The organism is Natronorubrum tibetense GA33, from assembly GCF_000383975.1.
GTDB classification, from domain to species: domain Archaea; phylum Halobacteriota; class Halobacteria; order Halobacteriales; family Natrialbaceae; genus Natronorubrum; species Natronorubrum tibetense.
This window is the reverse complement of sequence record NZ_KB913017.1, coordinates 1,037,123-1,063,013: the sequence shown is the minus strand read 5'-3', so window position 1 is coordinate 1,063,013 and position 25,891 is coordinate 1,037,123. Positions and strand designations below refer to the sequence as shown.

Below are 25,891 nucleotides of genomic sequence, written 5' to 3'. Positions count from 1 at the left end.
TTTAGGGATCTGTCTCGAGCAGCTGATAGTACGAGACGGCGAGCACCGTCCGCCCGTCGCGGATCTCGCCGTCGCGGACGGCCTCGAGCAACTCCTCGTACGGCTGCCGGGTCACGCGGATGCTCTCGTTGTGGTCGAGTTGCTGTTCGGCAGTCGGCCGACAGCCGTGGGCAACGAAGAAGTGAAGCACCGAATCCGCGATACCGTTTGCCGGCTCGACAGTCACCAGCGGCTCGAGACGTTCGGCCTCGTGGCCGGTCTCTTCGGCGAGTTCGCGGCGGGCGGCCGCCTCGAGATCGTCGTCGTCCGGTTCGGTCCCGCCCACGGGGAGACCGCGGTTGATCCGTGAGACGGCCTGACGCCACTCTTCGATGCAGACCACGTCGCCGTCGGCGGCGAACGGGAGCACGCAGACGCTCGCCGGCTCGGAGAGGTGGTCGAACTCGGTTTCGGTCCCGTCGGGCAGCTGAACGGACTCGTTAACGATGTCGAAGCCCGGGCAGGAATAGGCTACCCGACGATCTTGGGTCTCCCACGCGAGCGGATCCGGAGGCATACCGGGCTGTACGGCCGTGCCCGTCAAAAACGCCGCGTCACGCAGTCGTCGTCGACGCTCTGCGCGCTGGGCCGTGCGGGAGCCGGTCCTACGCGGTGCGTTCCGGACGCTCGGCCGATCGTACCTGCTCTATAACAAAGCCACAGATCGGTGAACGTCGTCATTCAGAGGGTGATCCATGGATCAGTTAACTGGCTTCCAACGTGACTTGTTGTACGTAATCGCAGGTAAAGACCGTCCGTCCGGACAGGAGATACTCGACGACATCAATCGGTACATCGATCAGCCGGTCACCCACGGCCGGCTGTATCCCAATCTCGACACGCTGGTCGAGAAGGAACTCGTCGAGAAAGGCCAACTCGATCGTCGGACGAACTACTACGCCCTGACCCCGAAGGGGCGACGTGTCCTGCAGCGCCGTCAGGAGTGGGTCGACCAGTACGTCGACGTCTGACACTCCTGGCTCTTCTCGAGCCGTGTGCTGCATCTGACGGGCCACAGCTACTGGAGGTACTCCTCACCGATCGAACTCTCGCGTCGACCAACGGCTTGCGGTCGAAGACAGGGATTGACCTCCTCCTCCGCGTGAACGCGGAGGAATCCCACCATAGGATTTCAGGCCGAGCGAAGCGGCCTGTTAGTTTCAAGACGCATACGTTCCACGCGTCTCCTGCTGAGTTTCAGCATCTGCGTGGCTGTCTTGTGGCCCGGTCAAAGAGGCCCCATCCGTAGTCGAGTCATTGTCACTTGCCTTCTGCCGGGAAGTTCGGACGCTTCGGCAGTGACTCTCTCCACTACGGTAGCGGTCTGCGATGTTTATCGCCCCATTCACGTCGGCTTGGTACTCACTGACCCAACAATCGTCGTTCGAGCAACGGAACGTCGCTTGTCGTGGCCGGTAGCCGTGTTCACCGCAGGCGTGGCATGCTTTCGACGTGTTCCGCGGATTCACCGTCTCGACGGGAATCCCCTTCTCGGCGGCTTTGTACCGAATCTGTGCGTGGAGCTTGGCGAAACCCCATCCGTGCAACCGCCGATTCATGTACTCGCCGTAATCCATGTTTTCACGGATGTAGGTCAAGTCTTCCAGTACCAGTAATGGATTCTCGACAGACTCAGCGTACTCCACGACCTCGCGGGTCACACAGTGGAACACGTCGTCAATCTGACCCCACAGCGCGTCACCGTAGGACTCAGCGATTCGCTCACTGCTACGACGTTGAAGTCGTCTCGTGGCGGTGAAGTAGGTTTTACGGAGCCGACGAACGGTCTTACCATCGTCGGCCCACAGGTTAGGGCGAACCGGAGACTTGCTCTCATCACGGTGACACACCGTGACGAGACTCGCTTCTCCGATGTCCACGCCAATGGGCGTCCGCTCGTCGGCGGACGTCTCGGATTGGACCTCCACGTCGCGAGTGGCGGTGACGTGGAGATACCATGTTCCATCTCGCTCGAAGAGCCGACTTTCACCCATCTCGGCGTCGTCAGCGTATACCGCTTCCAGCCACTCTCGTTGGTCGGGATTGGCGTGTGCCGGTATCCAGAGGTGGTAATCCTCGTGGTGCGGGATTTTGACGTACCACTCGATGCCGTTCTCTGGTTTGTGGTCGAGTTGGACACCGTCGTTAGTGAATTTTACCGGGTGGTCGTCGTGAAGTTCGTTGGCGTCGTAGCTGTCACCACAGAGTTGCGGGACATACTGTTTGAGCGCGTTTTTCGCATAGCCGGAGAGGTCGTACTCGACGACGACGTCGTTGGTGGCTGACTGGGTGGTGCATTCGGCGTCGAAGGCTGCCTGCAGTGCCTGCTGGTACGCCTTGCGGGTCTCACACAACTTGCGTTCTTTGTGTGAGTTGGGCTTGGCGAGGCGCAACTTCAGCGTTTTTGTGACTGCAGACATCCGTTCTATGTACTCACTACGCTCCGTGACGGCAAATACGTCAGCCATGCGGAGTGAAAGTAAACGTGGGAAATCCAGTGGTCGCCACTCTCGGACACTGGCCGAACACTGTCTATCGCTCGACCTGCGCCTAAAGACGCAGGTATGCGCTAGCGATTTCTATCAGCGGGTCGTCCGTGGTCCGCCGGTCACAGTCGAGGGAGTGGTCGCTCGACAACGACGAACGACCTCGGATCCGGTGTTCGAATCGGACGCGGCGTCCCGGCACTGAGTCTCGAACGTTCATCCACCAGCCACTCTGCAGTAGCACTGGTCGATCGCTGAGCACCGCGTCGACACTGCTGTACCCGCTCGTCGAACTTTCGTAACCGTCGCTCACACCGAATAGAGCACCTCACAGAGGCGCGTTCCCCTCAGAACTGGTACGGAGGGGACGATTGTGGGGGATCGATATCGGGAACTCGATCGGCGGCTGTTCGTCTGTACCGTTTGCCATCGGTCGTCGGATCGCGCTCGAAAAATGATCGGTCGAACCGGAACCGGCCGATATCCCGGTCAGTCGTCGGCTGTCATCGGCTCTTCTTCCTCTTCGTCGTCGTACCCGTCGTCATCATCGTAATCGTCGTATCCGTCGTCGTCGTCATCCTCGTAATCGTCGTCGTCATCGACATCTGGGTCGTCCTCGTAGTCGTCCTCACCGTTGTCGACTTCGTCTTCGTCCGGCTCGGCTTCGTCGGGAGCCTCGTCGTGGTCGTCCTCCTCCTCTTCTTCTCCGTCAATGGCGACGCGAATCTCGAATGGTCGGTCGTCGTCGAGGTCGTCTCTCTCCTCGAAGTAGCCGATCGCGAACGCCGTATACACCGTGTCCTCTTCGAGGTCGACATCGACGGAGGAAAGGGGTTCAGCCTGATCGATGACCTCGTCTTCGTCGAGATCGTCGTCCTCGTCATCCAGATCGAGGTCATCGTCCTCGTCGTCCTGGATGGACGCGGCGGTTTCCGGCTCTTCGGTTTCCTCGTCTTCTTGGTCCTCGAGGTCGTCTTCGTCGAACTCCGCGTCGAACTCGTTCTCGCCGGCCTCGAACAACTCGAGCGTCTGCTCTCCGGGCTCGAACGACACGTATCCCGACGGCTCGCCGAAGCCGACATCCTCGTAGAGCGGCAGTCCCTGGTCGTCCGTGATGTCGAGCGTGGGCGCGTCGGGGGAGGCGTGGACCAGTCGAAGCTGTGACGTGCCCTCCTGTTCGACCGCTTCTCGGTCGAACAGCAGGAGGACGTCGAACGTTCCGGGTCCGTCTTCGTCGTCTTCGTCGTCAACCGCTTCCTCTTCGAGGTCGTCATCGGCATCGTCGTAGTCGTCATCGACGTCCTCGTAATCGTCGTCCTCGTCATCGACGTCCTCGTAATCGTCGTCCTCGTCATCGACGTCCTCGTAATCGTCGTCCTCGTAATCGTCGTCCTGGACTGACGCGGCGGTTTCCGCCCCTTCAACTTCGTCGTCGCCGTCGTCGCCTTCGATTTCGCCGATCGCCGCGGCCGTATAGTAGTCCGTGTCGACCGGGATGTTCTCCTCGTAAACCGGTTCGTCGTCGCCGGCGGCCGTGATCGTCAGTGTGTACGTCCCGGGCGCGATCTCCAGATACGGCGAGAGTTCGTCGTACGCGACGTCCGTGAGGATCTGCTGATCGTCGACGTAGACGTCGACGTTCGGAGCGTCCGGTGAGAAGTGACCGACGCGAATCGCTCCCATCTCTCCGTCGTCCGGTTCCTCGTCAACGTCTCGCTCGTCATCTTCGTGCTCGTTGACGGCAAGTGCAGTTCCGCTCAGTGCCGAACCGCCACCAACTATACCGATCGCCTTGATTGTCGAACGTCGTGATAGAGTCATACTACATCCAAAACGGCGGTCGAAATAGGGAAAAACCAGTCAGTCAGTTACCCTGATTGTCGACCCGTTTACTCTGCCGGGGTCCGTGTAGAACGCTCGTAACGGATCGAAACGTCCTCCTACAGTCCGGGTATCGGCTCCGAACACCGAGTCCCTTATTACTCTTCGCCGAGCGACACCTGCGACAGATCCGCCTCGAGATCGTCGACGTGCTCGTTGAACGCCTCGACGAACGCACCGACATCGTCGGCGAGTCGACGAACTTCGGGTGCGGACGGTGGACCGTACTGTGAGAGGAGATACGTCCCGTCCGAACCGCCGACTCGCAGATAGGAGACCGCGTCGCCGTCCCACTTGAGCTCCCAGCGCGTTCCCGACACCGTCGTGGAGTAGGTGCCGTACTCGCCATCGTACCGGTACAGCTCGCCCGCCATCGCGGTCCCGACCTCGCGAATTCGCTGGACGATTCGGTCGCGTTCGGCGACCAGTTCCGCCGTCGACTCGACCTCGGGGAACTCGTCGGGCACGTCCGCAAGCAGACCGTCGAACGACCGAACGTACTCGTTGTAGGCCGCGACGAAATTCCCGTAGTCGGCCATTGCCGTCTCGAGCGGACCGGGTTCGGGAGGCTGCTTGCTCGAGACGACGTAGGTCTCGGATCCCGATTTGGGGTCGAATCGGAGGTACTGGACGTCGCCGGCCTCGTATTTGACCGTCCAGCTACCGCCGTCGGTGTCGAACGACTCCTGCCCGTAGTCGCCGCCCTGCAAGACGGCGAGTTCGCGCGCGATCTGGCCGGCGTGCGTCCGAACGCGAGCAGCCAGTTCGTCGCGCCGTTCGGCGACCTCGTCCATGCCGTCGACGTCCGCGTCGAGTCCCTCAGTCATCACTCGAGGATGGTACTGGACGCCGATACCCGTTGCGACTTGCGGGTTCCGTGACCGAAAAACAGCGCCTCGGCGTCCTCGATCGTGGACTGATCCTCGGGCCGTACGGGACCGATGGCTCGTCGATGACGGCTGCCTACTCGCCGTCGTACACGTACTGGGTCTCGAGATCGTCTGGCATGATGACCTCGAGTTCACCCTCGTCGACGTAGTCCTCGAGATGGTCCAACGTCTCCTCGAGCCGCTCGACCGCGTCATCATCCTCGAGCGAGTAGTAACAGAGCGTGGTGATCCCGCCGAGTGTCGCCGTTCGCTCGAGGTCCTCCTCGGCATCTTCGGTTTCGGGATTCAGAAGGCGGGGATAGCGAGCCGCGTTGACGACGTGGGCCTGTACGGGATGGTGTCCGGCGAACCCGACGTCGTAGGTGTCCGCGACGAGCTCGAGGGTATCCTCGTCGTACTGACCGGCCGGATACGAGAAGTAGCGGGCCCCGTTATCGTAGCCCTCGTCCTCGAGCCACTCCTGTGCGTCGGTGAGCTGATCGGCCTGATCGTCCTCGTCGTAGTTGTCGAGTATCTGTCCGTTCGCCGCGTAACTCGCGATCGTGCAGCCGGCGTCGTCGAGTTCCTCGACCTGGTCCTCGGTGAGATAGTCGCCTTCGGCGTCATCGTCCTCGCGGACCAGATCCGTTGGAACGAACACGGTGGCGGGGTAGTCGTACTCCTGAAGAATCGGCAGGCCCTCGGACTCGATCGATTCGTGACCGCCGTCGAACTGGATCATCACCTGCCCGTCGTCGGGTCTGGGGACCGCGTAGAGATCGTCGAGCAACAGCCTATCTTCGGAGTCTTCGGCAGAGAGAAATGCGATGTGGATGTCGGTGATCTCGGTCAGTTCGATGCTGCTGTCCATCCCCGAGACGCCGAAGTTACAGCGTTGCAGCCCGCCGGAATGAATCGTCGCACGGTAGTCGATCACGTTGCCGTCGTCGTCGAACAACTGGAGTATCGGCGTGATCGTCTCCTCGCTCGCGACGGCCAGTCCGAGATTCACGGTCGAACAGTCGACGGGTTCGGGAAGTTCGCGGACGATTCTGGCCTGTTGGTCGTCGGCGTCGGTCTCGAGCAGCACGGACTGGTCTCCCGCGACGGCCTGCTCCTCCTCGGCCGACATGGAGCCGCTGATCACCGTCCACGCGCCGAGATCGTCGAAGTCGTCGAGTGTCCCGTCCTCGTCGGGTCCATCGAGTGCGGGTGGGCCGTCGTCGTCGGTCTCGTCGTCGTTCGCCTCCTCGTCGGTGTCGGAACCACCGAGTCCGAGGCAGCCTGCTACGGTCGCTGCAGTCGCCCCCGTTGCCGTCGCGAGATAGGTCCGGCGTCTCATGCGGATACAGTTAGCGCGGACGGGGGATTGTTATCCGCCGAACAGCCCCGGTATCGTGACGTTTAGGGGCGGAATACAGGCCGTTCGAGAACCGGAACATCGCTCGTCCTCTCGCAGGGAATCGGGACTATCGAACCGTTTCTGTAATCCTTGCTTTAATAATGGTCAATAATGAATGTGAACTACCCGTATGACAGAAAGTACCTCACAACAATCAACGAGCGGCACCTCGTCACGGCGATCCGGCCGGGACGATTCGACAGGAAAGGTGCTCCCTGCTACTCCCGAACCAGCGTCCGGGGAACCGCTCAAGGAGTCCCCCTCGGAGTCGACGATACGGCTCACGATCCCGGGCCGTCCGTTCCACATACTCGGACGAATCACGGCCTCGATGGTCGTCGTCGGCGTCGGGATCGGTCTCCTCTGTCTGCTGACGTGGCTCTGGATCGAATCGGCAATCCTGCCGGAACAGGAGGGAACGGAAGCGCTCATCGTCGAGGGGTACACGCCGCTGGTGTTCCTGATCGTCACTGCCCTCGCGACGCCGGTGGTCTCCAGTATCGTGGGGCTCTTCGAGGGGCGAACGCTCTCGACGCGGACCGAAGCTATCGTGGTCGGGGTAGGCTGTTTGATCGGTGCGACGCTACTGGTCCTCGTTTCGGGCCTCTTCATCGGTGTGTCGGGGGCCGGCAGCGGCGGTGGGCCCGGCCCGGCCGACCTCGTCGCGCTCGCAGGCCTGAGCGGTCTCGTCAGTGCGATCGTCGGCGCTGTCACGTCGGCCGTCGGCGGCACGTAATGGTTCGAAACCGTGTGACGAACCGCTATACGATCGTCTCACCGAACACAGTATCGGGCTGATACGCCGTTCTCACGTCCAATCTCGAACACAATCGTCGTAGCGCCGCCGGCCACAACTTCGACCTAGTCCCGCCTCGAGAGTGCGACCGACGTTCGAGGACGATCGATGCACGAAAGACACACGCGTGGCTTCGCCGCGACCCTTGAGTGTGCGACGGCTGGCCGACTGCCGTCCGCCGTCGTCGAACGAGCGAGTCCGGCGGAGCCGTTACCACGTTTCACACGTTTGGTCCGTGCTCGAGGCTCGTCCACGAGACCCTCCGGTTGCGAGAACGTGTTACAAAGTCTCGTGGGAGACACGCCGTCTGCGTCCCGGCTCCCGCGAGACGACCGCAGTTTCACGAACTGAATCGTCCGATCCCACCCGCCAAGAGGAGCCCACTGGCCGAGACGACGCTCAGGAGTCCGACGATCAGCCCGAGTCCGGTCACGATTCCGGCTCCGGCACCGGTCGTCCCGTCGTCGGCCTCATCTTCCTCGTCTCCGCTGTCCTCCTCGTCGGTTTCGCTCGCCTCCGCGGCGGTCTCTTCGTCGACATCGAGTTCGGTCTCGAGTTCGAGTTCGAACCAGTTCGTCCCCTCCTCGGTCGCTGGCAGGTCGAGCTCGGAATCGATGATGCTGTCGCCGGTCGTATCGTCGACGAGGAACTCGTTGTCGACGACGGTCACCGTGCCGCCGTCCTCGTCGAGGTCACTCGTCCCACTGAGGGACCCGCTCTCGCCGGTCGTCGTCGCGATCTCGAACGTGAACTGCCGGTCGTCGTCGCCCTCGATGGCGACGTCGAGCGCCCCTTCGACCGTCATTTCGCCAGTTTCGTCGTCGATCGTTCCCTCGAGTCCGTCGGGCGCGTCGACCTCGGCTTCGATGCCGGAGTCCGTTTCGAGGTTCGGGAACGAGGTGCTGGTGGATTCCCACGAGCCGTCGTCGTTGATCGTGCCGACGATCCGGATGTGTTCATCGTCGTCTCCCTCCGCGGGGAACCCGAGACCCGCTTCTAACGCACCCTCGCGATCGGTATCTTCGGCGAACGAAATGAAGCCGCCCTGGCTGTGAGCGGCGAACGTGTTCTCGCCGTCCGGTTGCTCGTCTTCCGTCCCGTTCGACCCGTCCACCGAGTCGGTTGGCTCGTTGACGCGGGCATCGGTGCTCGCGCTGTCGTCCACGCTCTCGATCGTCGCCGTGTACTCGCCGACGTCGTTCTCGTCGACGTCCCACTCGAGGCTCACAGTTTCCGACTCGTCGCCCGCGAGGTCGACCGTCTCCGTCGTCGATTCCTCGCCGACCGAGACGGTGACGGCCTGCGAGCCGACGCCCGTGCCGACGTTGTGGACGGTTCCGGTCACGACGAGCGTTTCAGCCGCCGTGACGTCTTCGGCATCGATCTCGACATCGAACTCGGCGTCGCCCGCCTCGAGGGTCACGTCCCGCTCCGTCGTCTCCGCTTCGGTGACGTCGACCGTCACAGTCTTTTCGGCGTGCGAGTCGGAATCGAAGCGAAGCTCGTGGGTCCCGACTTCGACGGGGAGTTCGTACGCACCGTCGCCGTCGGTCTCGGTCGCGCCGACGCCGTCGACGACTTCGACGGTCGCACCCTCGATCGACTCTCCGCTCTCGTCTTCGACGACGCCTGCGGCTTGCCCGGTCGCCACGTCGACCTCTTCGGTCTCGATCTCGAGGTCGAGTTGCAGCCAGTTGTGACCTTCCTGTGTCGAAGGCAGTCCGAGCGAGCCGTCGACGACGCTGTCTCCGGTTCGGTCCTCGACGACATACTCGTTGTCGACGGCTGAAACGGTCGCCGGTGAGCTACCGAAGTCGGCACTCCCGCTCAGTTCACCGCTGTCCGCCGTGACCGCCTCGATATCGAAACTGAACTGTCTGTCCTCGTCGCCGTCGACCAGGACGGTTAGCTCTCCTTCGACCGTCAGTTCGTCGGATTCTTGATCGATCTCGCCGGACAGCCCATCGCGCGCTTCGACCTCGGCGTCGGCCGCGCCGGCATCGAGCGTCGGGAACGACACGTCGGTCGACTCCCACGTCCCGTCGTCGAAGATAGCTCCCGTTAGCTCGACCGGCGTGTCGCCGTCGTCGTCGACCGGAAACGGCACGCCCTCGGATTCCGCCTCGCTCTCGGTCTCCTCGTCGAACGCGACGAAACCACCCTGACTTACGGCCGACAGCTCGCCCACCTGGACGTCGTCGGAAATTCCGTCGTCACCGTCGCCGTCACTGTCCTCGTCGTCCGCTTCGGGGATGTCAACGGTGGTTCCGTCCCAGTGCAGTTCGTCGTCGTCGTATTCGGAGAGCGCCGTTGCACCCGACTGCATCGTCGACTCCTGCTCGAAGTCGATGTCGGCGCTCTCGCCGTGCTCGCCCACGACGACGAACTCCAGTGTGACGATCGTGACGTCCATCTCGACGCTCGAATCGCCACCGGTAGCCGCGGCGATCAGTTCGTCACCGACGATCTCGAAGGCACTGGGATCTAACTCCACGGTGGCCGAGCTGTCGTTCGACTCCACGTCGAGATCGTCGTCGTCAGCGAGGAACGTCTCGGCGTCGGTAAACGCGAGGCTTTCGTCGTCGTACTCGACGAGCAGTTCGTAGCCGGTGATCTCTGCGTCGTCGTCGATCAGCGCTTTGGCCTCGACATCGACCGTGACGCGTTCGCCCGGTTCCGCCTCGGTATCGTCGGCCGTGACGACGTAATCACTGGATACCGTTTCGGCGGTCGATAGCGATGCCGACTGGTCGTCGACGGTCTCGAGCGATGGATTTACGAACTGCGTTCGATCCGTTCGGTCGGCTGAGCCGTCGCCGGCGCCGACGGACCCAGCGGCGAACCCGACCGCCGCCGTGAAGAGAACCACAGTGACTACTACGACGATGACTGCCGGAACCGGTAGCGCTCGCGTTCGGATACCTTCATTATCGTCTATCCCAGACATATCTGTGATTGGCATTATCATGCAACTTATTACTTCCGCAAGTTATTGTAAAACAATCTAAAGTAAACCTGTTACTCGTTTTTGAACACTGGTATCTAATTTAAAATAGTTTCATTCAATTCCGTCACGGGTTACTAACTCGATAACCGCTTCGAACGAGCGTATCTCCACGAAACGGAGCAGATACCGCAAAGCAGACGGCGGTGTCGTAGCTAATATGCTCCCCCAACTGCTCGACGATCCGTACTGACTGCTACCGAGGTGCGATCCGTCATCGACGCACAACTACTCAGAAGTTGCTTCGGAAGCCCGTTTCGCCGCGCTAGCCGACCGCCATCACGTATCGTCCTCGTCGTCGCCTTCGTCGTCCGCGTCGTCCTCAGTAGCGATATCGTCTTCCCCGTTCTCGCCGGCGACATCGTCTTCGTCCTCGTCGTCAGCTTCCTCTTCATCTTCTAGGTCCTGCCCGTTTCCGGTTCCCTCTTCGGTGCCGGTTTCGTCTCCCTCTTCCTCTTCGCCAGGTCCACCACAGCCGGCCAGCAGCGCTGCCGACGCCGTGGCACCTGTCAGCTGTAGCATCCGCCGTCGTGTCCGTTTCGATGGTGTCACAGCAACAGTCTCTTTCCCGACGGGAATAAGTCGATAGCCGACACTCGCGTGGTCAACCGCTACGAGCCTCGCTCGCGCCCCGCAGTTTCAGCGCCGATGGGTGGCTTCCGCTCGTCGACCCGCGCTCCTCGAGTCCGGCAGTCACCTTCTGCTGTAGGCACCAGAGGGAAGTCACCGACGGCTGAATCGTACCTATGGAATCCATTCCCGACTCGTTTCAGGACCTGTTCGAGAAGCAAACGTACGCGCACATCGCGACGCTGAGCGACGAGCAGGACCCACACGTCACACCGGTCTGGATCGATTACGACGGCGACGACGGGCGGCTCCTGATCAATAGCGAACGCGGCCGGCGAAAAGTGCGCAATCTCGAGGCCGATCCGTCCGTCGGGGTCAGTATGATCGACCCGGACAACCCCTACCGGCGATTGTCGATAATCGGTGAGGTCGACGAGGTGACGACTGAGGGTGCACGAGCCCACATCGACGAACTCACGCGGCGGTATATGGACGAAGACGAGTATCCGATGGAAATCGAAACAGAGCGCGTCCTCTTGCGGATCCGCGTCGACGAAATCGTCGATGCACGGGACACCAGTTAACACGCGTTCGTCGTGACCGGCCCCGCTCCCGAGTAGCGTTTGATTGTCTGTGAGGCGATACTATCTGTCAGTAGTCGACCTGTCGTTCCCGGATTCGGGTTCGACTGGCCAGTTCGAATCGCGACAGCGCGACTGGCGTTTCAGCAGTTCGACCTCGTGGGCCATATCGGCGTGTTCGTTGAACACTTCCTGTGCGTTCTCGAGACCGTCGATCAGTCGCTCCGATTCGCACGTATGACAGATGCATCGATAGCGTTCCTCACTCATCGGTCGGTGATCGTCGATCGGACACTCGACTGTGCTCCCGGCGCAGGTGCCACTCGGCGTGGCGATTGCCGCGCGTTATATTGACTGCCGCATGCTGCCGATGCGGTATTCGACGGCCAACGAGGATCTTTGCGGCCGTCGGTTCGTCGGTTCGGTGAGGCACGGGTTCGAGCCGAGTCTCCGGAATCGGTGTCGACACTTCGCTCCGCTACGACAGTCATCGTCAGCAACTTATTCGCCGATACAAAAACACTTCTCCCAAATCTATTTGGAGCCAAACCTACAACTTATAAGTGTTTGAGTTTTCGAAGAAAGATGCCTGTATCTTATCTCGTGACCATCACTCGTTCGGGACGACGTGCTCACCGAAGTGGTTGAACGGTCGAATGCGCTCCTTCCGGAGCAAACTCTCTCGTTCGATCGTCAGCGGCAGTTCGTCCAGTCGAGCGGCGATATCGTTGACCTCCTCGGTGGTACTCGCGACGGCGAGCGCGCGAATGTTCTCTCTCGCGCTCAACATCTCGTCCACCTTCACGACGTTGGGAAGTTCGAGCACCCGTTCAGCGATCTCCTCGCGCTTGTTCGTCGCCGCGGTACAGGAAAACTGGAGCCGCATCGGAAAGCCCGCCGCTTCGTAGTCGATGATCGGTACATAGCCCTCGATGACCCCCTTCTCTTCCAACCGCTCGATCCGATTTCGAATCGTCGTGTCAGTTACCGGCAGCTGATCGGCCATATCGACCGGCGTCGTGGCTCGGGCGTTCTGTTGGAGAAGATGAAGGATTCCGTAGTCGATCTCGTCGAGTCCGTCGGCAGACATACTCGAGATAATTCCATGAGTCCGCAAAGACTCTTCTGGTAGCCGTAAGCGGTGTCAAGTGTATGGTGAGTCGACGTTGACAGAATTGAGCGATGCTCGGTGCTGCCGTCCGCGAGCGCATCGAGACGCAGTGGCCTCGCGGTCGATTCGGAGTGATCGCCCGCCGTTAGCATCGAATCCGTGGATGGCCGGGTCCAACGGATCCGAATCGGTAGCCGGGCCGGAGCGTGCCTCTGATAACGTATCGTTCGACTCGGCTATTGACTAGTAGTCGTCAGTTGCAGTAGTACCGTGGGCTGACTGGTCAGTGCTGCTCGAGGTGCGTGGGCCGATGTCGAGGTACCCTCGAGACTCCGAATAGTCGCCTCTACGGGCCTCTCGGACCGGTCGACCAGTTAGCGCATCGAAACTCACCGCTCTCGCGCTCAGTTTCCGGCTGTTATTGCCAACCCCTAGCGCATTTATTATCGTTTACTTCGTCACTCGAAACGGACTCAGAGGCACCCGAAACCACCAGAATAACCAACTGAGTCCGAATTCCAAAGAGCAGCTCGCATCGCTGCTCCGTGTCAGGGCGGAAACCCCTGACACTCCTGACCTCAGTACCGCTACTGGCACTGCTGTCGGTTCGAACGGCTCTCCTCGAGCGCGTCGTTCACGTGTGAGCGGTGGTCGGCGTGGTTCAGCGCGAACAATGGAACGAAATTCTCCGTCACAATCGAGCCGCCCGAAAAGACGTTCGCAACGAGCGTGTTCAGGGCCATGAACTCCCGATCTCTGTAGGTCGCATCGAGCCACCCGTACTCGCAGGCGGCTTCGATCCCGCGAACGGCATCCGGCTTTTCGTTTCCGTCGACCCAGCTGCGAATCCGTCCTCGAGGCATTTCCAGTGCGCTCGAGATCGCGCCGGAGCCCTAGTTCGGGTGGTGGCTCGCGTATCGCATGACAGCTTGGTAGTCCAGAACGGCGGCCCAGGGGTCGCTGTACGTACCGCCGTTGTATAGTAACAACTGAAACTATTTACACACTGATCGCACAGCTGTCGTGCGATCAGGTGTGCATTGACTTTCAGTGGCTACTATAGGTGCGCGCGAGGTCGCGCGCGGTTACGAGATCCGATTCGGTCATACTGCTGTGGTGTCGCTACCCTGCCAAAAGCATTATCACCTATATCTGAAACGCCCGATATCGGCTGCTTCAGATGTTTCAAGGGTACGTTGGAGCGATTCTATCAGCCGCTGATTATCATTGATGAAACCGCTATCAGTCTCTGGGAGATTCACTAACCTCTAGATATATATGGGCACAGTGGGCTGGTTGCTATCAGCACCAAAACCGAACGGCAGGAAGGATGACGCACGAGATGGTTGTGCAAACCCAATCCCCCTGAGCGTCACACGGTGGTATCGGACCGCCGAGAATAAGCTTTCCAACCGTTCTCGCGGTGCGTGACAAACAATGGATTTGACCAAATACAGACAGAAGCTGATCGGAAGCGAAGACGAACGGGCAGTGAGTCCGGTTATCGGTGTAATTCTCATGGTCGCAATTACGGTTATTCTCGCAGCTGTGATCGCGGCGTTCGTGCTGGACATTGGTGATGATATGGGCGATGGTCCAGTAAATGCGGCCATCAGCACTGATACGAGTCAAAGTGATGCCGCAATCACCTTTACGCTTGAAGATGATGGTGGCGCAGAAGAATTCGTTGTTCGTGGGGACGACATCGACAGTGGGGAAGCAGATCTTGAATTTGATGATCTCACTGTTGGATCAAGTCATTCACTTTATCATAGTGGTTCTGATGGGACAGGTGATGCGGACGCACTCAGCAGCAGTGGTGGAGAAGCCAACATTGTTGCAATTGATGGAAACTCGGAAAGTGTTGTTGGAAGCGTCGAGTGGGAGTTCTGAGGAGGAAAAGCATGGATGCGAAAATAATTCGTGGTAAACTTGTCGGGTCAGAAGAAGAGCGAGCAGTAAGTCCAGTTATAGGCGTCATTCTCATGGTCGCGATAACTGTGATTCTCGCGGCAGTGATCGCAGCATTCGTGCTGGACATCGGTGACGATATGGGCGATGGATCTGTGAACGCAGCTGTCAGTACCGATATCAGCAATTCAGAGGGTGAAATCACCTTTACTGTCACAGAGGTAGGTGATGCTGAACGGTTTGTCGTCCGTGGTGACGAGGGTGATGGAGAGGATATCATCGATCACGATAGTGCTAATAATGCTACAGATAGCGGCGAAGTAGAACTCTACTTCGGTGGAGTCGGAACAACTCATACACTAGAAGAAACAGAAGCTAGTGCACCTAGCCCAGACGACGATGATGTCCTCGCTGAGGAAGGAAGCGTCAATATCGTCGCTATCGATGGGAACTCAGAGAGTGTGATTGGGAGCGTAGATTGGGACTTCAGTGACAGCTAACAGATAGCCGTCTCATTTATTTTAGCTGCGTATCAATTCCTTCAACAAGTTCCAGCGTCCACTGCCCATCGTCGACCCGCTGGATGTGGACGTGGTGGCTCTCAACCAATTCGCCGTTCTCGTCGATCAGTCCCTCGAGCCGAAGGTCGTCTTTCGGCATCGTAACCCCGGCAGAATTCCCATCGAGCTGTCGCAGTTTGTTCAAGAACATACCACGGCTCGCAACCCGCCCTGGTATAAAATTTGGTGAACCTATAGACCGCGGATAAATCACCATGGTATTTCGGAGTTTTTCGGCACGAGGTGGAGACGCGGGAGCGTATGGCACTCAGCCTACCGCAGAAGTACGTTCCTGACTCGATTCGTCAGGCGGACGGTCTCGACCTGACAGACAGCATCCTCGCACCGCTGTTCGTGCTCGCGTCGTTCTCGATCGGCGCGGTCGGCACCCTCGAGTTCAGCGAGCCGCTGAATGTCTCACTGACGGACGCGCTGTACGCGGCCCACGGGACGGAGATCACGTACGCGTTCATCCTCTCGATCGGAATCCTGTTGATCGGGTGGTTGACGAACGAAAGCACGCCGGAGGACTGGACGGATGTCGAGACTGTCGTCGTGCTCCTGGCGGTGATCTTGAACATCCTGGCTCACCCCGCTCGGACTCAAGTAGGCCGGTCAGCACCGCAACCGGGTTCCACCACGTCGCGCTCCCGCACGGGTGACAGACGTGCTTGAACGACGTGCAGTCCGTCGACTCGAGCGAGGCTGGATCAACCTGCGGGTGCTGGTCCATCTCCTCGGGACGTGCGCGTTTGGCGTGTGTTCGCCCGCAGCCCGAACAGATCGCATCGACGGCAATACCGAAGCGACCGGCGGCCGCGCTCGCCAACTCCGCCTCGAGGTCGCGGTCGGCGGTGGCGCTCACCGCGAATCACCCTCCTTTTGTTCAGTATTCGTGGGTAGTGATCGGTCGTATTCGGCGAATCCGCCTTGAGAAAAAAGACCCCCTTCCAGTCTTCTAGGCAGCCCGTTACTAATCGGGGCCCCGGAGATAGTCTGCGTACGGAAGGGTCGCTCAGCGGAAGAGCACCGTGATCCCATCGGGATCTGCGGCGGCGCTCGTGCCACGTGGCGTTCAAATCCCACCCCTTCCGCTTTCTGTGCACTACCGCTCGAGGAGTGTCCACTATCGGCCCGAATTTCTCGCTCTCCGAGCGCCCGGTGAACGTCGGCATCGGTCGCCTGATGGGCTGGATGGGCTATGGGTGTCCGACTCTCGACATCGTACAGACTGCTCGACGGGACGAACTCAGACATCGGGCTCACCTCCGTGGTGACCGACGGCCGTCTCCGGATCGGGAATCCCAACGTCGACACCAGCTGCGGACCCGCGGGTCAGTCGTCGATACGAATCACAGTCTCCACAGCGGTGGGCTCGGTCATTGTTGTCACCGTAGACGCGGCAGAAGCGCTCCGAAACGTACGCTCCGCAGTGTTCGCACGTCGTCGAGGTATCGGTCGACGGCCATGGAGCGACCGTCATGCAGACCACCCCCCAAACCGGCCGCTAACTGTCAGGAGATGCGGGAAAGGGGGGGGGGTTTATATCAAGTGGGACGGCGCAGATTACGAACTACGCCCAGACGTGCTCGCTTCGCTACGCGCGTCTGGTCTACTTCGAATCTGCTTGGATCCATTTCCCCGCAACGCAGACCGTTCGCTGTCGCTCACGGTTTTGCGTTGCGGGATGGATAGTGGGCCGGCGCAGATTCGAACTGCGGTTACGGCCACCCGAAGGCCGAAGGATACCAAGCTACCCCACCGGCCCGCATCTACAATTGTGGACGCCGGATCGTTTAACGGTTCCGAAACCGCCGATCGGGCCTGCGGGTGGCGATTTCCGCTCACGCTCAGAACTGTTCGTAGCCGGCCGTGTCCAGATAGTGATGGGCCACCGTGATCGCCTGATCCGCGTGCAACAGCTCCGGCCCGAGTCGAAGCCGCTGGTCGACGACATCCTCGAGCACCCGCTCTTCGTCGTCGGTAAAGTCCTGATGATCGGAGAGCACGAACACCGGATTCTCGAGTCCGCCCACGTCGACCATCGCCTCACCATCCTCGTGTAACTGTACGACGGTTCCCTCCGTCGCAACCGTCTCGAGCGTCTCCTCGAACCCGCGCCGATACACCTCGATCCCCGGGCTGGGTTCGGCAGGCAGCGCGCCGATGGCCTCGTCGCGGTGTTCGATGGCCTTTCGAACCAGTGCCGCAGTGCTCCGCTCGTCGGGGTTCAGCCGGCGAAGTTCGCTCCCATCGAAGGTGATCGTGAGTTCGTCCTGCACCACGAGATGCGTGCGAACGTCTTCGCGAATCCCGTGGGAGGTGACGAACGACGCGGTGATCGAGCGACAGAGGGCGTCGAGTCGACCGGCGCCGCCCGCGAGGTCGTCAAGCGAGAAATCGGGCTCGGTCGGCACCTCGTGACCGAGGAGTACGAATTGGCGCATATCGGAGGAACGACGACCGACGGGATAGCCGCCACGGTTTTCTGGCGGCCGCCAGTGCTGTTTAGGGAACTCGTACCACGAAATCGAGTGGAAGACGAGGTAGTTCGGTCGGTTTCGATCCATCTCGCGTCTCGATTTGGGGGTAGTTGACATTGCATAGGCATGGCCAACTGTTTCCAGTGTCTCGGCTCTGTACTGCGTATATGGCGAAATCACAGTCGTCACGGACGAGCGACGACGACCCGACGTTACTCGCGATTCTCGAGGGGCGTCCCTGTCCCGACTGCGACGACGGCGAACTCGAGCTCGGCGTCTACAAGGAGAACCGAGCGGCGATCTGTGACAGCTGCGACACCCCGCGAGCTCAGCTGTGGTAGACGGCTAACTACAGTTCGAGCGCGCCAACCCAGGCGTCGGTCCCCCGTTTGGCACACCAATCCTCGTGGGCGTCGTAACAGCCCGAATCCATCGCGGATCCACACGTACACCAGACTTGCTTTTCGCGCGGGACGTCTCGGGTACAGAGCGGACAGCGGGTACGCATACGCGTCACTCCCACACCGAGTAGGGTATTTCTTTCATCGGATTCGCTGACCAGTCCGCGAGACGGGATGCCGCGTGCGTCTGCGTCGAACAGTCCGTCGGCGCGACGCAGCCGAGTTCGGACTCGAGCGACCACGAACGGGTGGGGAGGGCTGAAAGGAGACCTCGCCGTTGGCACGGGAGGCCGTCAGCGGGTCCGCGAACTGGGATACTCGTGGCCGACGATCAGGGCGAGCGCGTGGATCGTGAGGAGTCCGACGAGGATCGACAGCGTGGCGACCGAGTCGATGCCGGCGAGAAAGACCGGAAGATAGGCGACCGGCAGGAGGGTGCCGAGCCAGAATCCAGCAGCGGTGATCGCGTGGCCAAGGTGAACGCTCATGGCATCAGCGCATCGACTCCACTGCGACGAACGAGTCTTCGTGGGCGGAGATCCAGTTGGTCATCAGGGCCTCTTCGCTCGCCTCTCGGGGGAAGATCGCACACTCGTTCGGCGCGTCGTCATTCTCGACGGTCACGTGATCCAGTTCCGTCGTCGGTTCGTCGGGCGGTGACTGCGCGTCGTCGTCAGTGTTGATGTCCGTGTTCATGCGTGGCAGGCGATGGGGGAATCGCTCTGGATACGGCTACCCGAGAGTATCCTATTGTTATCGACCTGCTAATCGGTTGAACAGTGACGATAGCGTTCAGTTCCGCCGCAGTTCAGATCGTTCATTCACGAAACCGAGAACGAAACCGTCGCTAACGTGTACGGCGGAATTACGACCGCCCCGTCAGCTGTTGCCGGCACTGCCGTCGGTGTAGGGGGTGCTTTCGAACCGTCTCACGACGCTCGAGCGCTGCAACCGTGGTGAACTCGAGGCGAAGCGTTGCCGAACTATAGTAGCCACTGCAAGTCATTGCACACCTGATCGCCAGACCGTTCGGCGATCAGTGTGTAAATCGTTGCAGTTGTTACTATATCACAACGAGGCGGATTTCACTGGGCCGGCGGACGGCTGCCGAGCGTCAGCGATTCCGTGATCTCTGCGCCGTCCCGCCAGCAGTCGATCTCGATCGTCTCGCCCGGACTGGTCTCGAGTTCGAGATACGTCGAGAGCGCGTGACGGTCGGGAATCGGTTCGCCGTCGATCTCGAAGATGACGTCGCCGCCGACGGGAACCGGGTCACTCCCCTCGCGGATCGTGGCTTCCTCGAGCACGCCGTCAGCGGCCTCGCCGGGTTCGACGTGAGTGACGATGACCCCGGTCGCTTCGGGGAGATCGTTCGCCTCTGCGATGTGACGATCGACGCTCACGAGCCCGATTCCCATGTAGGGATGTTCGTACTCGCCGGTCTCGATGAGCGACGGTACGACGCGGCTCGTCATCGCCGCCGAGATCGCAAAGCCGATGTTGTCGCCGCCGCCGGCGTTGATGACGCCGACGACGTTTCCGTCGAGATCGACGAGCGGACCGCCGCTGTTCCCGGGGTTGACCGCGGCGTCGGTCTGAACCACGTTCGAGTAGGAGAAGTCCCGGTCCCGCGTGTCGAGCGTTCGATCGACGCCGCTGACGATCCCCTTCGTCATCGTCCCTTCGAGGCCGAAGGGGTTGCCGATCGCGAGCACCTCCTGACCGACCACCGGGTACTCCTCGGAGAGCGAAAGCGGTGTCGCAGCCTCGGGGACGTGATCGGCCTCGAGCACGGCCAGATCGGTGTAGAAGTCGGTGCCGACCAACCGCGTACTCGTCCAGTCGCCGTTGACGTACTGCAGATCGATCTCGTTCCCGTCGGCGACGACGTGGTCGTTCGTGACCACGTAGGAGCCGTCGAAGAGAAACCCGGAGCCCTGTCCCTGCCCTTCCTCACCCGTGAGCGGGTCTTCGATGCCGGAAACCTGAACCTGCGTGACCGAGTCGATGACCGCCTCGTAGATGTCGGTGTAGGTCGAGCCCTCGGCGAGATTGTCCCGGTCGATCTGGCTCGAGGAGTTCCCCTCGATCGAGCTCTCGGTCCGCGGTTCCGCACACCCGGCGAACACGCCGGCGACTCCGGCGGCGGAGAGCGAAAGAAAGCCGCGCCGATCCAGTCCAGAATCGTTCATGTCCGGGGGATAGGACCCTACCCATTTGAACCTCCGGGCTCACGTGTGTTGGTATGTCGTGGTGGTAAACTAGTCAGCACACGAGACGGTTGCTGGGAGTGAGCCACCTACTGACGAGAGTTGGAGTGACGCGCCGGCCGAAGGGAAAACGTGTTACCCGCGGCCGCCCGATTTCCGGGATATGATCACGGACGACGCCCGCGCGCTGCTTGAGACGGGAGCCATCTGCGACTCCTGTCTCGGTCGCCCCTTCGCCGCACGGAGTTTCGGACTGACGAACGACGAGCGCGGCCGGGCGCTGCGCACGACGATCGCGATGGACGACGACGAGGACTACGATCCCGTCGCCCCCGCCGACTGCTGGGTCTGTGAGGGGTACTGCGGCACGTTCGACGCGATCGCGAATACGATCGCGGACGCCCTCGAGACCGTCGACTTCGACACCTACCAGGTCGGCTCCCGCGTGCCGCCGCTGGTCGAAGAGAACGAACGGCTCCTTCGGGAGGACGCCGGGCTCGAACCCGACGTCGGCGAGTCGCTCAAACGAGAAGTAAACCGCGAGGTGGGCATTCGAATCGGAAATATAACCGGGACTGACGTGGACTTCGACCGCCCGGATGTCCTCGCGATCGTCGATCTCGAGGGGTTCGATCCCTTCGAGGCCCTCGACGCCGACTCGGTCACGAGCCACGCGGTCGACGTGCAGGTTAACCCCGCGTTCGTCTACGGCCGCTACCGCAAACTCGAGCGCGATATTCCCCAGACGGAGTGGCCCTGTAGAGAGTGTGGCGGTAGCGGGATCCAGTTAGCCGACACGGGCGAGGAGCCCTGTGACTACTGCGGCGGCTCTGGCTACCTGTACGACACGAGCGTCGAACAGGTCGTTCGCCCCCACGTCGTCGAGGCGATGGACGGCGACGAGGGAACCTTCCACGGCGCGGGCCGCGAGGACGTCGACGCCCGAATGCTCGAGGACGGCCGGCCGTTCGTCCTCGAGGTCAAGCGGCCGAGCACGCGGGAGGTCGACGTCGAATCTCTCGAGCGAGAGATCAACGAGGCCGCCGCGGGATCGGTCGAGGTCGACGGCCTCCGACTCGCGACCTACGACATGGTCGAGCGCGTCAAGGAACACGACGCGAGCAAGCAGTATCGCGCTGATGTCGAGTTCGCTGACCCCGTCGAAGAGGGCGATTTCGAGGCCGCGCTCGAGGAACTCACCGGCGCCACCGTCGAGCAGGACACGCCCCAGCGGGTCGACCACCGGCGAGCGGCGCTGACGCGCGAGCGAACCGTCTACGAGATGGACGGAGAGCTCCTCGAGCCGACGCAGGCTGAGGTTCGAATCCACGGCGAAGGTGGCCTCTACGTCAAGGAACTCGTCAGCAGCGACGACGGCCGCACGGTGCCGAGTCTGGCAGGAGTGCTCGAGACCGACGCCGAGGTGACGGCGCTAGACGTGCTCAGCGTCGAAGGTGAGGACGAACCGTTCGAACTCGAGGCGTACTTCCGGGACGAGCCGCGTGATGACGGGGAGAGGGCGTCGGTAGACGCGTAACTCTTTTTTCTTACCGAGGACGAGGCATCTCGATCTCACCAACTGGTATTGTTGCTACAAATCGGCGATTTCATCGACGTACGACGGCTTGAGCTGTCGTTTGAGGGCGCGAAAATTCGTCGCTTGCGCACGTCCCACGAGTGAAGCCAGTTGCTCGTCCGTGATCGCCGCATCGTAGTACGCAGCGGCGATCTCCTGCTCGATCTCGTCGTCGCATACCGCGTCGTCGAGATACTCTCGGAGTGCAGTAGCAAGGATGTCCTCACGCTCCGTCTCGAGGGCTGTCGCCAGAATATTCGCTCGCTCGACTAGTTCGTCGGGTGCGCGAAACTGAACCCGACTCGGGTTCGAACTCATAACGTGTCAATCTTCCGTCCAGCTTAATAGTAGTACGTGATTGACTGACCGACGATCGGACAACGCAACGGTTTAGCGGCCGGCCGCTGATCCACGTGACATGCAATTCGGCGTCGACGAAGCCGGCAAGGGACCGGTGTTCGGCTCGATGTTCGCCGCGAGCGTCGCACTCGAGGACCCGACGATCCTGCCGAACGGCATCGCGGACTCGAAGCGACTCGCACCCGAGCGCCGCGAGGAACTGGCGGCCACCATCCGCGAGGACGATCGGATCCGCGTCGGCGTCGCCGAGATTACGACGGCGCGAATCGACGATCCAGAAACGGACATGAACTCGCTGGCCGTCGCGGCCCACGCCGAGGCGATCGGCAGCGCCCTCGAGGGACTCGACGACAATGCACTCGAGTCCGACTCGATTGCGGGCCTGTGTGACGCCTGTGACACCGACGCCGATCGGTTCGCTCGACGGGTGAGCCAGGCCTGCTCTGCTGTGTCGTCGCTCGAGGCGCCCACGGATGCACTCGAGATCGACGCCCGCCACGGGGCCGACGACGACTCGAAGATCGTCGGCGCGGCCAGTATCGTCGCCAAGGTCGAACGCGACGCCCACGTCGCCGCCATCGCCGAGGAGTACGGCCCCGTCGGCAGCGGCTATCCGAGCGATCCGAACACGCGCGAATTTCTCGAGACCTACGTCGACGAGCACGCCACACTCCCGCCGTTCGCCCGCGAGTCGTGGTCGACCTGTGAGGACCTGCTGGCCGAGGCTGAACAGACGGGCCTCGAGCAGTTCTGATCGCGGACGTCCCAACTCTCACCTCGATTGACGCGAACTATTAGCTCGTCTCGCGACCGACTCGAGCGGGTTTCGATGGCAGGCTGCCAGCTCATTGCCGTTACGGCGTCCAGTTTCCGTGCTCGAGATGCCGATCTGCACTACCTGTAACGACCCCGTCTCTCTCGACTTCGCACGTGCGTACGGTCACGACGGAACCGTCGACTGGTGTCCGCGCTGTCGAGACGAATAACCGAACGAAAAGATCGAACGACCGCCCGCCGTCTACTTGTCCGTCAGCAGCCGCTGGAGGATGTCCCCGTAGGCTGGACGGGTAATCAGGACCCCGATCAGCACGCCGAGGATGGTGATGATCGCGAACCCGCGCAGGTCGCCGAGGCTCAACACGGCCAGCGGCGACATCGCGATGATCGTCGTCGCGGCGGCGGCCCCGATGATCCAGAACGCCTTGCGGAACCGCGACTCGAACACCCGCTGTGAGCTGACGTCGCCGTCGTCCATCACCTCGTCGGCGATGATGATGAGGTCGTCCACCCCCGTTCCGACGACGGCGATGAAGCCAGCGACGTGAGAGAGATCCAGCGGCATACGTATCAGCGCCGCGAAGCCGAGGAGGATGACCACCTCCGCCATCGCGGTGAGGATCATCGGCGAGGCGACGCGGACGTCGCGGTAGCGCAGGAAGACCATCCCGCTGACGGTCAGCACCGACAGGCCGCCGATGATCAGCGAGTAGAGCTTGAACTGATCGGCGAGCGCGGGCGACAGCGAGTACGTCTGCTCCTGACTGAAGTCAAGCGGCGCGGGCATCGCACCGGCCTGGAGGCTCACCGAGAGGCCCTGTGCCTGTTGTTGGTCCGGCGCACCCATGACGAACGACGGATCGCTCGCCCAGGTCTCGGCCGCCATCGGTTCGGCGAGGTTCTGCCCCATCGAGTGGGCGTCGATCGGCTCGCCGTCGACGACCGTGAGCAGGCAGTACTGCGGTCCGTCGTGGTTGAAGTTGACTCCGTCCTCGCCCCCGCTAAGTTGACACATCCCCTGCCCTTCGCCGGTGAAGCCGAGATCGTTCATTCGGCTCTGAAACTCGGGTGCGGCGTTGCTGTAGACTTCGACCGGGACTTCGTATCCGCCGCCGCGCTCCGAGGTCTGGGGCGGATCGACCGTCGCGATATCGCCGCCCTCGAGCACCGTCTCGTTCGTGTGGTTGCCCGTATCGTCTTCGGGGTAGTAGGCGACGACCTCGACGATACCGCGCTCGGAGAGCAGGTCGCGGAGCTCGTCGGGATCCATGTCCGGCACTTCGGTGACGATGTAGTGCTGGCCGCCGAGCTGTTCGGACTCGTAGGCGTCACCGCCGTCGAGACCCGCCTCGTTGATCTTCGACTGGATGGTCTCGATCATCTGAGTGCGCGTCTCGGCGGTCACGCCGTCGCGGATGTCCTCGTCGGGATCGACCTCGACGCCGGCTTCAGCGAGCGCTGCGGCGAACTGTTCTTCGGTCACTTCGTCAGTGAACACCTCGGCGTGAACGTTGCCGTCGTCGTCGACGCTGACGCGTGCGTCGCCGGTCTCGAGTTCGAACTCGTCGTTGTCGTAGAGGATCGACTCGATCTCGTTGAGCCGTTCCCGGTCGACCTGGCCGTCGTCTTCGTCGACGGCCCCGGCGTCGATATTCTCGGCGGTCATGCCGATGACGGGTGCGCTAATTCGGGTCCCGCCGTCGAGCCCGAGCCCGTACTCGAGGTTCGTCGGGTTGTCGTTGACGCTCTCGCCGTCGACGTAGCTGTCGTCGGCCATGATGCCACCGGGAATAAAGAGGGCGACGAGGGCGAAGCTGACGAAGACGAGCAACAGCATCAGCCGCCAGTACTCCTTGACGAAGCTGATTGGCCCCATTATGATCTCACCCCGTGGAACTTGTACCACCGAAGCAGGCTCAGATTTAACATGTACGTATTCATCAGGTCGGCCGCGAGGCCAACGAAGAGGATGATCCCGATCGACGCCAGCAGTTCGACGCCGAACAGCCACGCGGAGATGCCCATCACGAGCATCGCGGCCATCGACGTGACCGTCATCGTGACCCCCGTCCGTGTCGCCTGAAGGGTGCTCTCGTAGAAGTCACCCTGCCGGCGCAGGATCTGGTTGTTCAACAGGATGTCCGAGTCGACCGAGTAACCGATCAACATTAACAGCGCGGCGACGGTCCCCAGCGAGAGCGAGATGCCGGTGACCGTCATGAACGCGAGCGGGATCACGATGTCCGAAAACGCTGAGAGGACGATCGCGATCGACGGGACGAACGTCCGAAAGAGCAAGAACGCGAGCACGCTCATCCCGAGGAACGCGACGGCGATTCCCAGGAGGGCAGTCTGCTGGGTCTGTTCGCCGAAGGTCTCCGAGACCGTCCGCTCCTCTTGGACGACGGCTGTATCACCATCCTGCGCTAGGTTCGCCTCGGCTTGCTCGGTCAGCGACGAGAGGTCGGTCGAGGTGAACTGGATGATGTACTGATTCTCCGTGTCGGGGGCGGTAACTGCCTGCACCGACTCGGGCTCCTCGTTGAACGCCTGTGCGATCTCCTCCTCCGAGGAGGTGGTCTGGACCGTCAGCTCGGAGCCGCCGGCGAAGTCCATCCCCAGCTGTACCGGCGCGCCGGTCGCGAGAAACGAGCCAGTGAGGACGAGCAATGCAACCGCGAGAACGGCTAGCGGCACCGCCGCGAGTTGGCGGTTGCTGTACCGGGTGTAGTCGAACTCCGGTACGTCGAAATACCCCATGTACGCGACCACTGGGGGTCAGCTAAAGTAAGCCTTCTCAATTTCTACAGCATGTTTTTCGAAGAACGTTACTCTCGGGGCGGTGAGCTGAAGCCGTTCGAGACCGTCTCGGTA

Annotated in this window: 29 protein-coding genes, 2 tRNA genes and 2 pseudogenes; 11 read left to right on the top strand and 22 right to left on the bottom strand. The window is 61.3% G+C overall.

Going from position 1 to position 25,891, the window contains the following annotated elements; genetic code table 11:
- Position 1: 1 nt before the first annotated feature.
- Positions 2-556, bottom strand: a complete 555-nt coding sequence (locus NATTI_RS0105635; protein WP_006089027.1) for an NUDIX hydrolase — start codon at positions 554-556, stop codon at positions 2-4.
- Positions 557-734: 178 nt separating this feature from the next.
- Here NATTI_RS0105635 and NATTI_RS0105630 point away from each other — a divergent pair, with 178 nt between their 5' ends.
- Positions 735-1,010, top strand: a complete 276-nt coding sequence (locus NATTI_RS0105630) for a PadR family transcriptional regulator (RefSeq protein ID WP_006089028.1) — start codon at positions 735-737, stop codon at positions 1,008-1,010.
- Between the two features lie 189 nt (positions 1,011-1,199).
- Here the strand turns inward: NATTI_RS0105630 and NATTI_RS0105620 are convergent, their stop codons facing one another.
- The 4 genes from NATTI_RS0105620 to NATTI_RS0105600 all read right to left on the bottom strand — a co-directional run bounded on the left by NATTI_RS0105620 (position 1,200) and on the right by NATTI_RS0105600 (position 6,617).
- Positions 1,200-2,459 (bottom strand): RNA-guided endonuclease InsQ/TnpB family protein, encoded by a 1,260-nt coding sequence (locus tag NATTI_RS0105620; protein WP_006089029.1) that lies wholly within the window; start codon positions 2,457-2,459, stop codon positions 1,200-1,202.
- 555 nt (positions 2,460-3,014) lie between these two features.
- Positions 3,015-4,346 (bottom strand): DUF4397 domain-containing protein, encoded by a 1,332-nt coding sequence (locus tag NATTI_RS0105610; RefSeq protein WP_006089031.1) that lies wholly within the window; start codon positions 4,344-4,346, stop codon positions 3,015-3,017.
- A 158-nt stretch (positions 4,347-4,504) separates the two neighbouring features.
- Positions 4,505-5,233, bottom strand: coding sequence for a hypothetical protein (locus tag NATTI_RS0105605; RefSeq protein ID WP_006089032.1), 729 nt, complete (start codon positions 5,231-5,233; stop codon positions 4,505-4,507).
- Between the two features lie 136 nt (positions 5,234-5,369).
- A complete protein-coding gene (locus NATTI_RS0105600) occupies positions 5,370-6,617 on the bottom strand; it encodes a polysaccharide deacetylase family protein (RefSeq protein ID WP_006089033.1) in 1,248 nt (415 codons plus the stop codon).
- 190 nt (positions 6,618-6,807) lie between these two features.
- Between NATTI_RS0105600 and NATTI_RS0105595 the strand changes: the two genes are divergently transcribed.
- Positions 6,808-7,413, top strand: a complete 606-nt coding sequence (locus NATTI_RS0105595) for a hypothetical protein (RefSeq protein WP_241434281.1) — start codon at positions 6,808-6,810, stop codon at positions 7,411-7,413.
- Positions 7,414-7,813: 400 nt separating this feature from the next.
- Here the strand turns inward: NATTI_RS0105595 and NATTI_RS0105590 are convergent, their stop codons facing one another.
- Entirely contained in the window at positions 7,814-10,420 is a 2,607-nt protein-coding gene (locus tag NATTI_RS0105590) for a carboxypeptidase regulatory-like domain-containing protein (RefSeq protein ID WP_241434282.1), read from the bottom strand.
- A gap of 336 nt (positions 10,421-10,756) precedes the next feature.
- Positions 10,757-10,999: a hypothetical protein gene (locus NATTI_RS0105585; protein WP_006089036.1), complete on the bottom strand. Its 243-nt coding sequence runs from the start codon at positions 10,997-10,999 to the stop codon at positions 10,757-10,759.
- Between the two features lie 224 nt (positions 11,000-11,223).
- Between NATTI_RS0105585 and NATTI_RS0105580 the strand changes: the two genes are divergently transcribed.
- Entirely contained in the window at positions 11,224-11,631 is a 408-nt protein-coding gene (locus NATTI_RS0105580) for a TIGR03618 family F420-dependent PPOX class oxidoreductase (RefSeq protein WP_006089037.1), read from the top strand.
- A gap of 60 nt (positions 11,632-11,691) precedes the next feature.
- On the opposite strand, the gene NATTI_RS0105575 is transcribed toward NATTI_RS0105580, so the two are convergent.
- From NATTI_RS0105575 to NATTI_RS0105565, 3 genes and pseudogenes are all read right to left on the bottom strand, one after another.
- Positions 11,692-11,898: a hypothetical protein gene (locus NATTI_RS0105575; protein WP_006089038.1), complete on the bottom strand. Its 207-nt coding sequence runs from the start codon at positions 11,896-11,898 to the stop codon at positions 11,692-11,694.
- A gap of 340 nt (positions 11,899-12,238) precedes the next feature.
- Positions 12,239-12,718, bottom strand: a complete 480-nt coding sequence (locus NATTI_RS0105570; RefSeq protein ID WP_006089039.1) for an Lrp/AsnC family transcriptional regulator — start codon at positions 12,716-12,718, stop codon at positions 12,239-12,241.
- Between the two features lie 641 nt (positions 12,719-13,359).
- Positions 13,360-13,728: pseudogene (locus NATTI_RS0105565) on the bottom strand (hypothetical protein); the annotation flags it as partial.
- A gap of 448 nt (positions 13,729-14,176) precedes the next feature.
- On the opposite strand from NATTI_RS0105565, the gene NATTI_RS0105560 reads away from it, so the two are divergent.
- Positions 14,177-14,632 carry a type IV pilin gene (locus tag NATTI_RS0105560; protein WP_006089041.1) on the top strand — a complete coding sequence of 152 codons (456 nt, stop codon included), beginning with the start codon at positions 14,177-14,179 and terminating at the stop codon, positions 14,630-14,632.
- Between the two features lie 11 nt (positions 14,633-14,643).
- Complete coding sequence (locus tag NATTI_RS0105555) at positions 14,644-15,150, top strand: type IV pilin (RefSeq protein ID WP_019991664.1); 507 nt, start codon at positions 14,644-14,646, stop codon at positions 15,148-15,150.
- A gap of 16 nt (positions 15,151-15,166) precedes the next feature.
- Here the strand turns inward: NATTI_RS0105555 and NATTI_RS0105550 are convergent, their stop codons facing one another.
- Positions 15,167-15,361: a hypothetical protein gene (locus tag NATTI_RS0105550; RefSeq protein WP_006089043.1), complete on the bottom strand. Its 195-nt coding sequence runs from the start codon at positions 15,359-15,361 to the stop codon at positions 15,167-15,169.
- A 110-nt stretch (positions 15,362-15,471) separates the two neighbouring features.
- Here NATTI_RS0105550 and NATTI_RS0105545 point away from each other — a divergent pair, with 110 nt between their 5' ends.
- Positions 15,472-15,885 (top strand): hypothetical protein, encoded by a 414-nt coding sequence (locus NATTI_RS0105545; protein WP_006089044.1) that lies wholly within the window; start codon positions 15,472-15,474, stop codon positions 15,883-15,885.
- Here NATTI_RS0105545 and NATTI_RS26895 read toward each other — a convergent pair.
- Positions 15,797-16,075: pseudogene (locus NATTI_RS26895) on the bottom strand (hypothetical protein); the annotation flags it as partial. The gene NATTI_RS0105545 and the pseudogene NATTI_RS26895 overlap by 89 nt on opposite strands.
- 139 nt (positions 16,076-16,214) lie before the next feature.
- Here NATTI_RS26895 and NATTI_RS0105540 point away from each other — a divergent pair.
- A tRNA-OTHER gene (locus tag NATTI_RS0105540) sits at positions 16,215-16,304 on the top strand.
- 155 nt (positions 16,305-16,459) lie between these two features.
- On the opposite strand, the gene NATTI_RS26890 is transcribed toward NATTI_RS0105540, so the two are convergent.
- From NATTI_RS26890 to trmY, 3 genes are all read right to left on the bottom strand, one after another.
- Positions 16,460-16,702 carry a DUF7563 family protein gene (locus NATTI_RS26890; RefSeq protein ID WP_027119067.1) on the bottom strand — a complete coding sequence of 81 codons (243 nt, stop codon included), beginning with the start codon at positions 16,700-16,702 and terminating at the stop codon, positions 16,460-16,462.
- Positions 16,703-16,905: 203 nt separating this feature from the next.
- Positions 16,906-16,978 (bottom strand) — tRNA-Pro (locus NATTI_RS0105530).
- Positions 16,979-17,060: 82 nt separating this feature from the next.
- Positions 17,061-17,657 carry a tRNA (pseudouridine(54)-N(1))-methyltransferase TrmY gene (trmY, locus tag NATTI_RS0105525; protein WP_006089046.1) on the bottom strand — a complete coding sequence of 199 codons (597 nt, stop codon included), beginning with the start codon at positions 17,655-17,657 and terminating at the stop codon, positions 17,061-17,063.
- A gap of 203 nt (positions 17,658-17,860) precedes the next feature.
- Between trmY and NATTI_RS26415 the strand changes: the two genes are divergently transcribed.
- Complete coding sequence (locus tag NATTI_RS26415; protein ID WP_006089047.1) at positions 17,861-18,034, top strand: HVO_A0556 family zinc finger protein; 174 nt, start codon at positions 17,861-17,863, stop codon at positions 18,032-18,034.
- 8 nt (positions 18,035-18,042) lie between these two features.
- Here NATTI_RS26415 and NATTI_RS26005 read toward each other — a convergent pair whose 3' ends face one another.
- The 4 genes from NATTI_RS26005 to NATTI_RS0105500 form a co-directional block, all read right to left on the bottom strand.
- The gene (locus tag NATTI_RS26005; protein ID WP_154658236.1) at positions 18,043-18,201 is read right to left on the bottom strand and encodes a hypothetical protein; all 159 of its coding nucleotides are present in this window, start codon (positions 18,199-18,201) and stop codon (positions 18,043-18,045) included.
- Between the two features lie 186 nt (positions 18,202-18,387).
- Positions 18,388-18,582 carry a hypothetical protein gene (locus NATTI_RS0105510; RefSeq protein ID WP_006089048.1) on the bottom strand — a complete coding sequence of 65 codons (195 nt, stop codon included), beginning with the start codon at positions 18,580-18,582 and terminating at the stop codon, positions 18,388-18,390.
- Positions 18,583-18,586: 4 nt separating this feature from the next.
- The gene (locus NATTI_RS0105505) at positions 18,587-18,790 is read right to left on the bottom strand and encodes a DUF7511 domain-containing protein (RefSeq protein WP_006089049.1); all 204 of its coding nucleotides are present in this window, start codon (positions 18,788-18,790) and stop codon (positions 18,587-18,589) included.
- Between the two features lie 389 nt (positions 18,791-19,179).
- Entirely contained in the window at positions 19,180-20,286 is a 1,107-nt protein-coding gene (locus NATTI_RS0105500; RefSeq protein ID WP_006089050.1) for a S1C family serine protease, read from the bottom strand.
- Between the two features lie 181 nt (positions 20,287-20,467).
- Here NATTI_RS0105500 and NATTI_RS0105495 point away from each other — a divergent pair, with 181 nt between their 5' ends.
- Positions 20,468-21,841, top strand: a complete 1,374-nt coding sequence (locus NATTI_RS0105495) for a tRNA pseudouridine(54/55) synthase Pus10 (RefSeq protein ID WP_006089051.1) — start codon at positions 20,468-20,470, stop codon at positions 21,839-21,841.
- 54 nt (positions 21,842-21,895) lie between these two features.
- On the opposite strand, the gene NATTI_RS0105490 is transcribed toward NATTI_RS0105495, so the two are convergent.
- Entirely contained in the window at positions 21,896-22,198 is a 303-nt protein-coding gene (locus tag NATTI_RS0105490) for a hypothetical protein (protein WP_006089052.1), read from the bottom strand.
- 100 nt (positions 22,199-22,298) lie between these two features.
- Here NATTI_RS0105490 and rnhB point away from each other — a divergent pair, with 100 nt between their 5' ends.
- Both rnhB and NATTI_RS27605 read left to right on the top strand, forming a co-directional pair.
- Positions 22,299-22,994: a ribonuclease HII gene (rnhB, locus tag NATTI_RS0105485; RefSeq protein ID WP_006089053.1), complete on the top strand. Its 696-nt coding sequence runs from the start codon at positions 22,299-22,301 to the stop codon at positions 22,992-22,994.
- 127 nt (positions 22,995-23,121) lie between these two features.
- Entirely contained in the window at positions 23,122-23,226 is a 105-nt protein-coding gene (locus tag NATTI_RS27605) for a DUF7563 family protein (protein ID WP_449289283.1), read from the top strand.
- Between the two features lie 32 nt (positions 23,227-23,258).
- Here the strand turns inward: NATTI_RS27605 and NATTI_RS0105475 are convergent, their stop codons facing one another.
- The gene (locus NATTI_RS0105475; protein ID WP_006089054.1) at positions 23,259-24,893 is read right to left on the bottom strand and encodes a preprotein translocase subunit SecD; all 1,635 of its coding nucleotides are present in this window, start codon (positions 24,891-24,893) and stop codon (positions 23,259-23,261) included.
- Positions 24,893-25,777: a protein translocase subunit SecF gene (secF, locus tag NATTI_RS0105470; protein WP_006089055.1), complete on the bottom strand. Its 885-nt coding sequence runs from the start codon at positions 25,775-25,777 to the stop codon at positions 24,893-24,895. Before secF ends, NATTI_RS0105475 begins: the two co-directional genes overlap by 1 nt.
- Positions 25,778-25,891 lie beyond the last annotated feature (114 nt).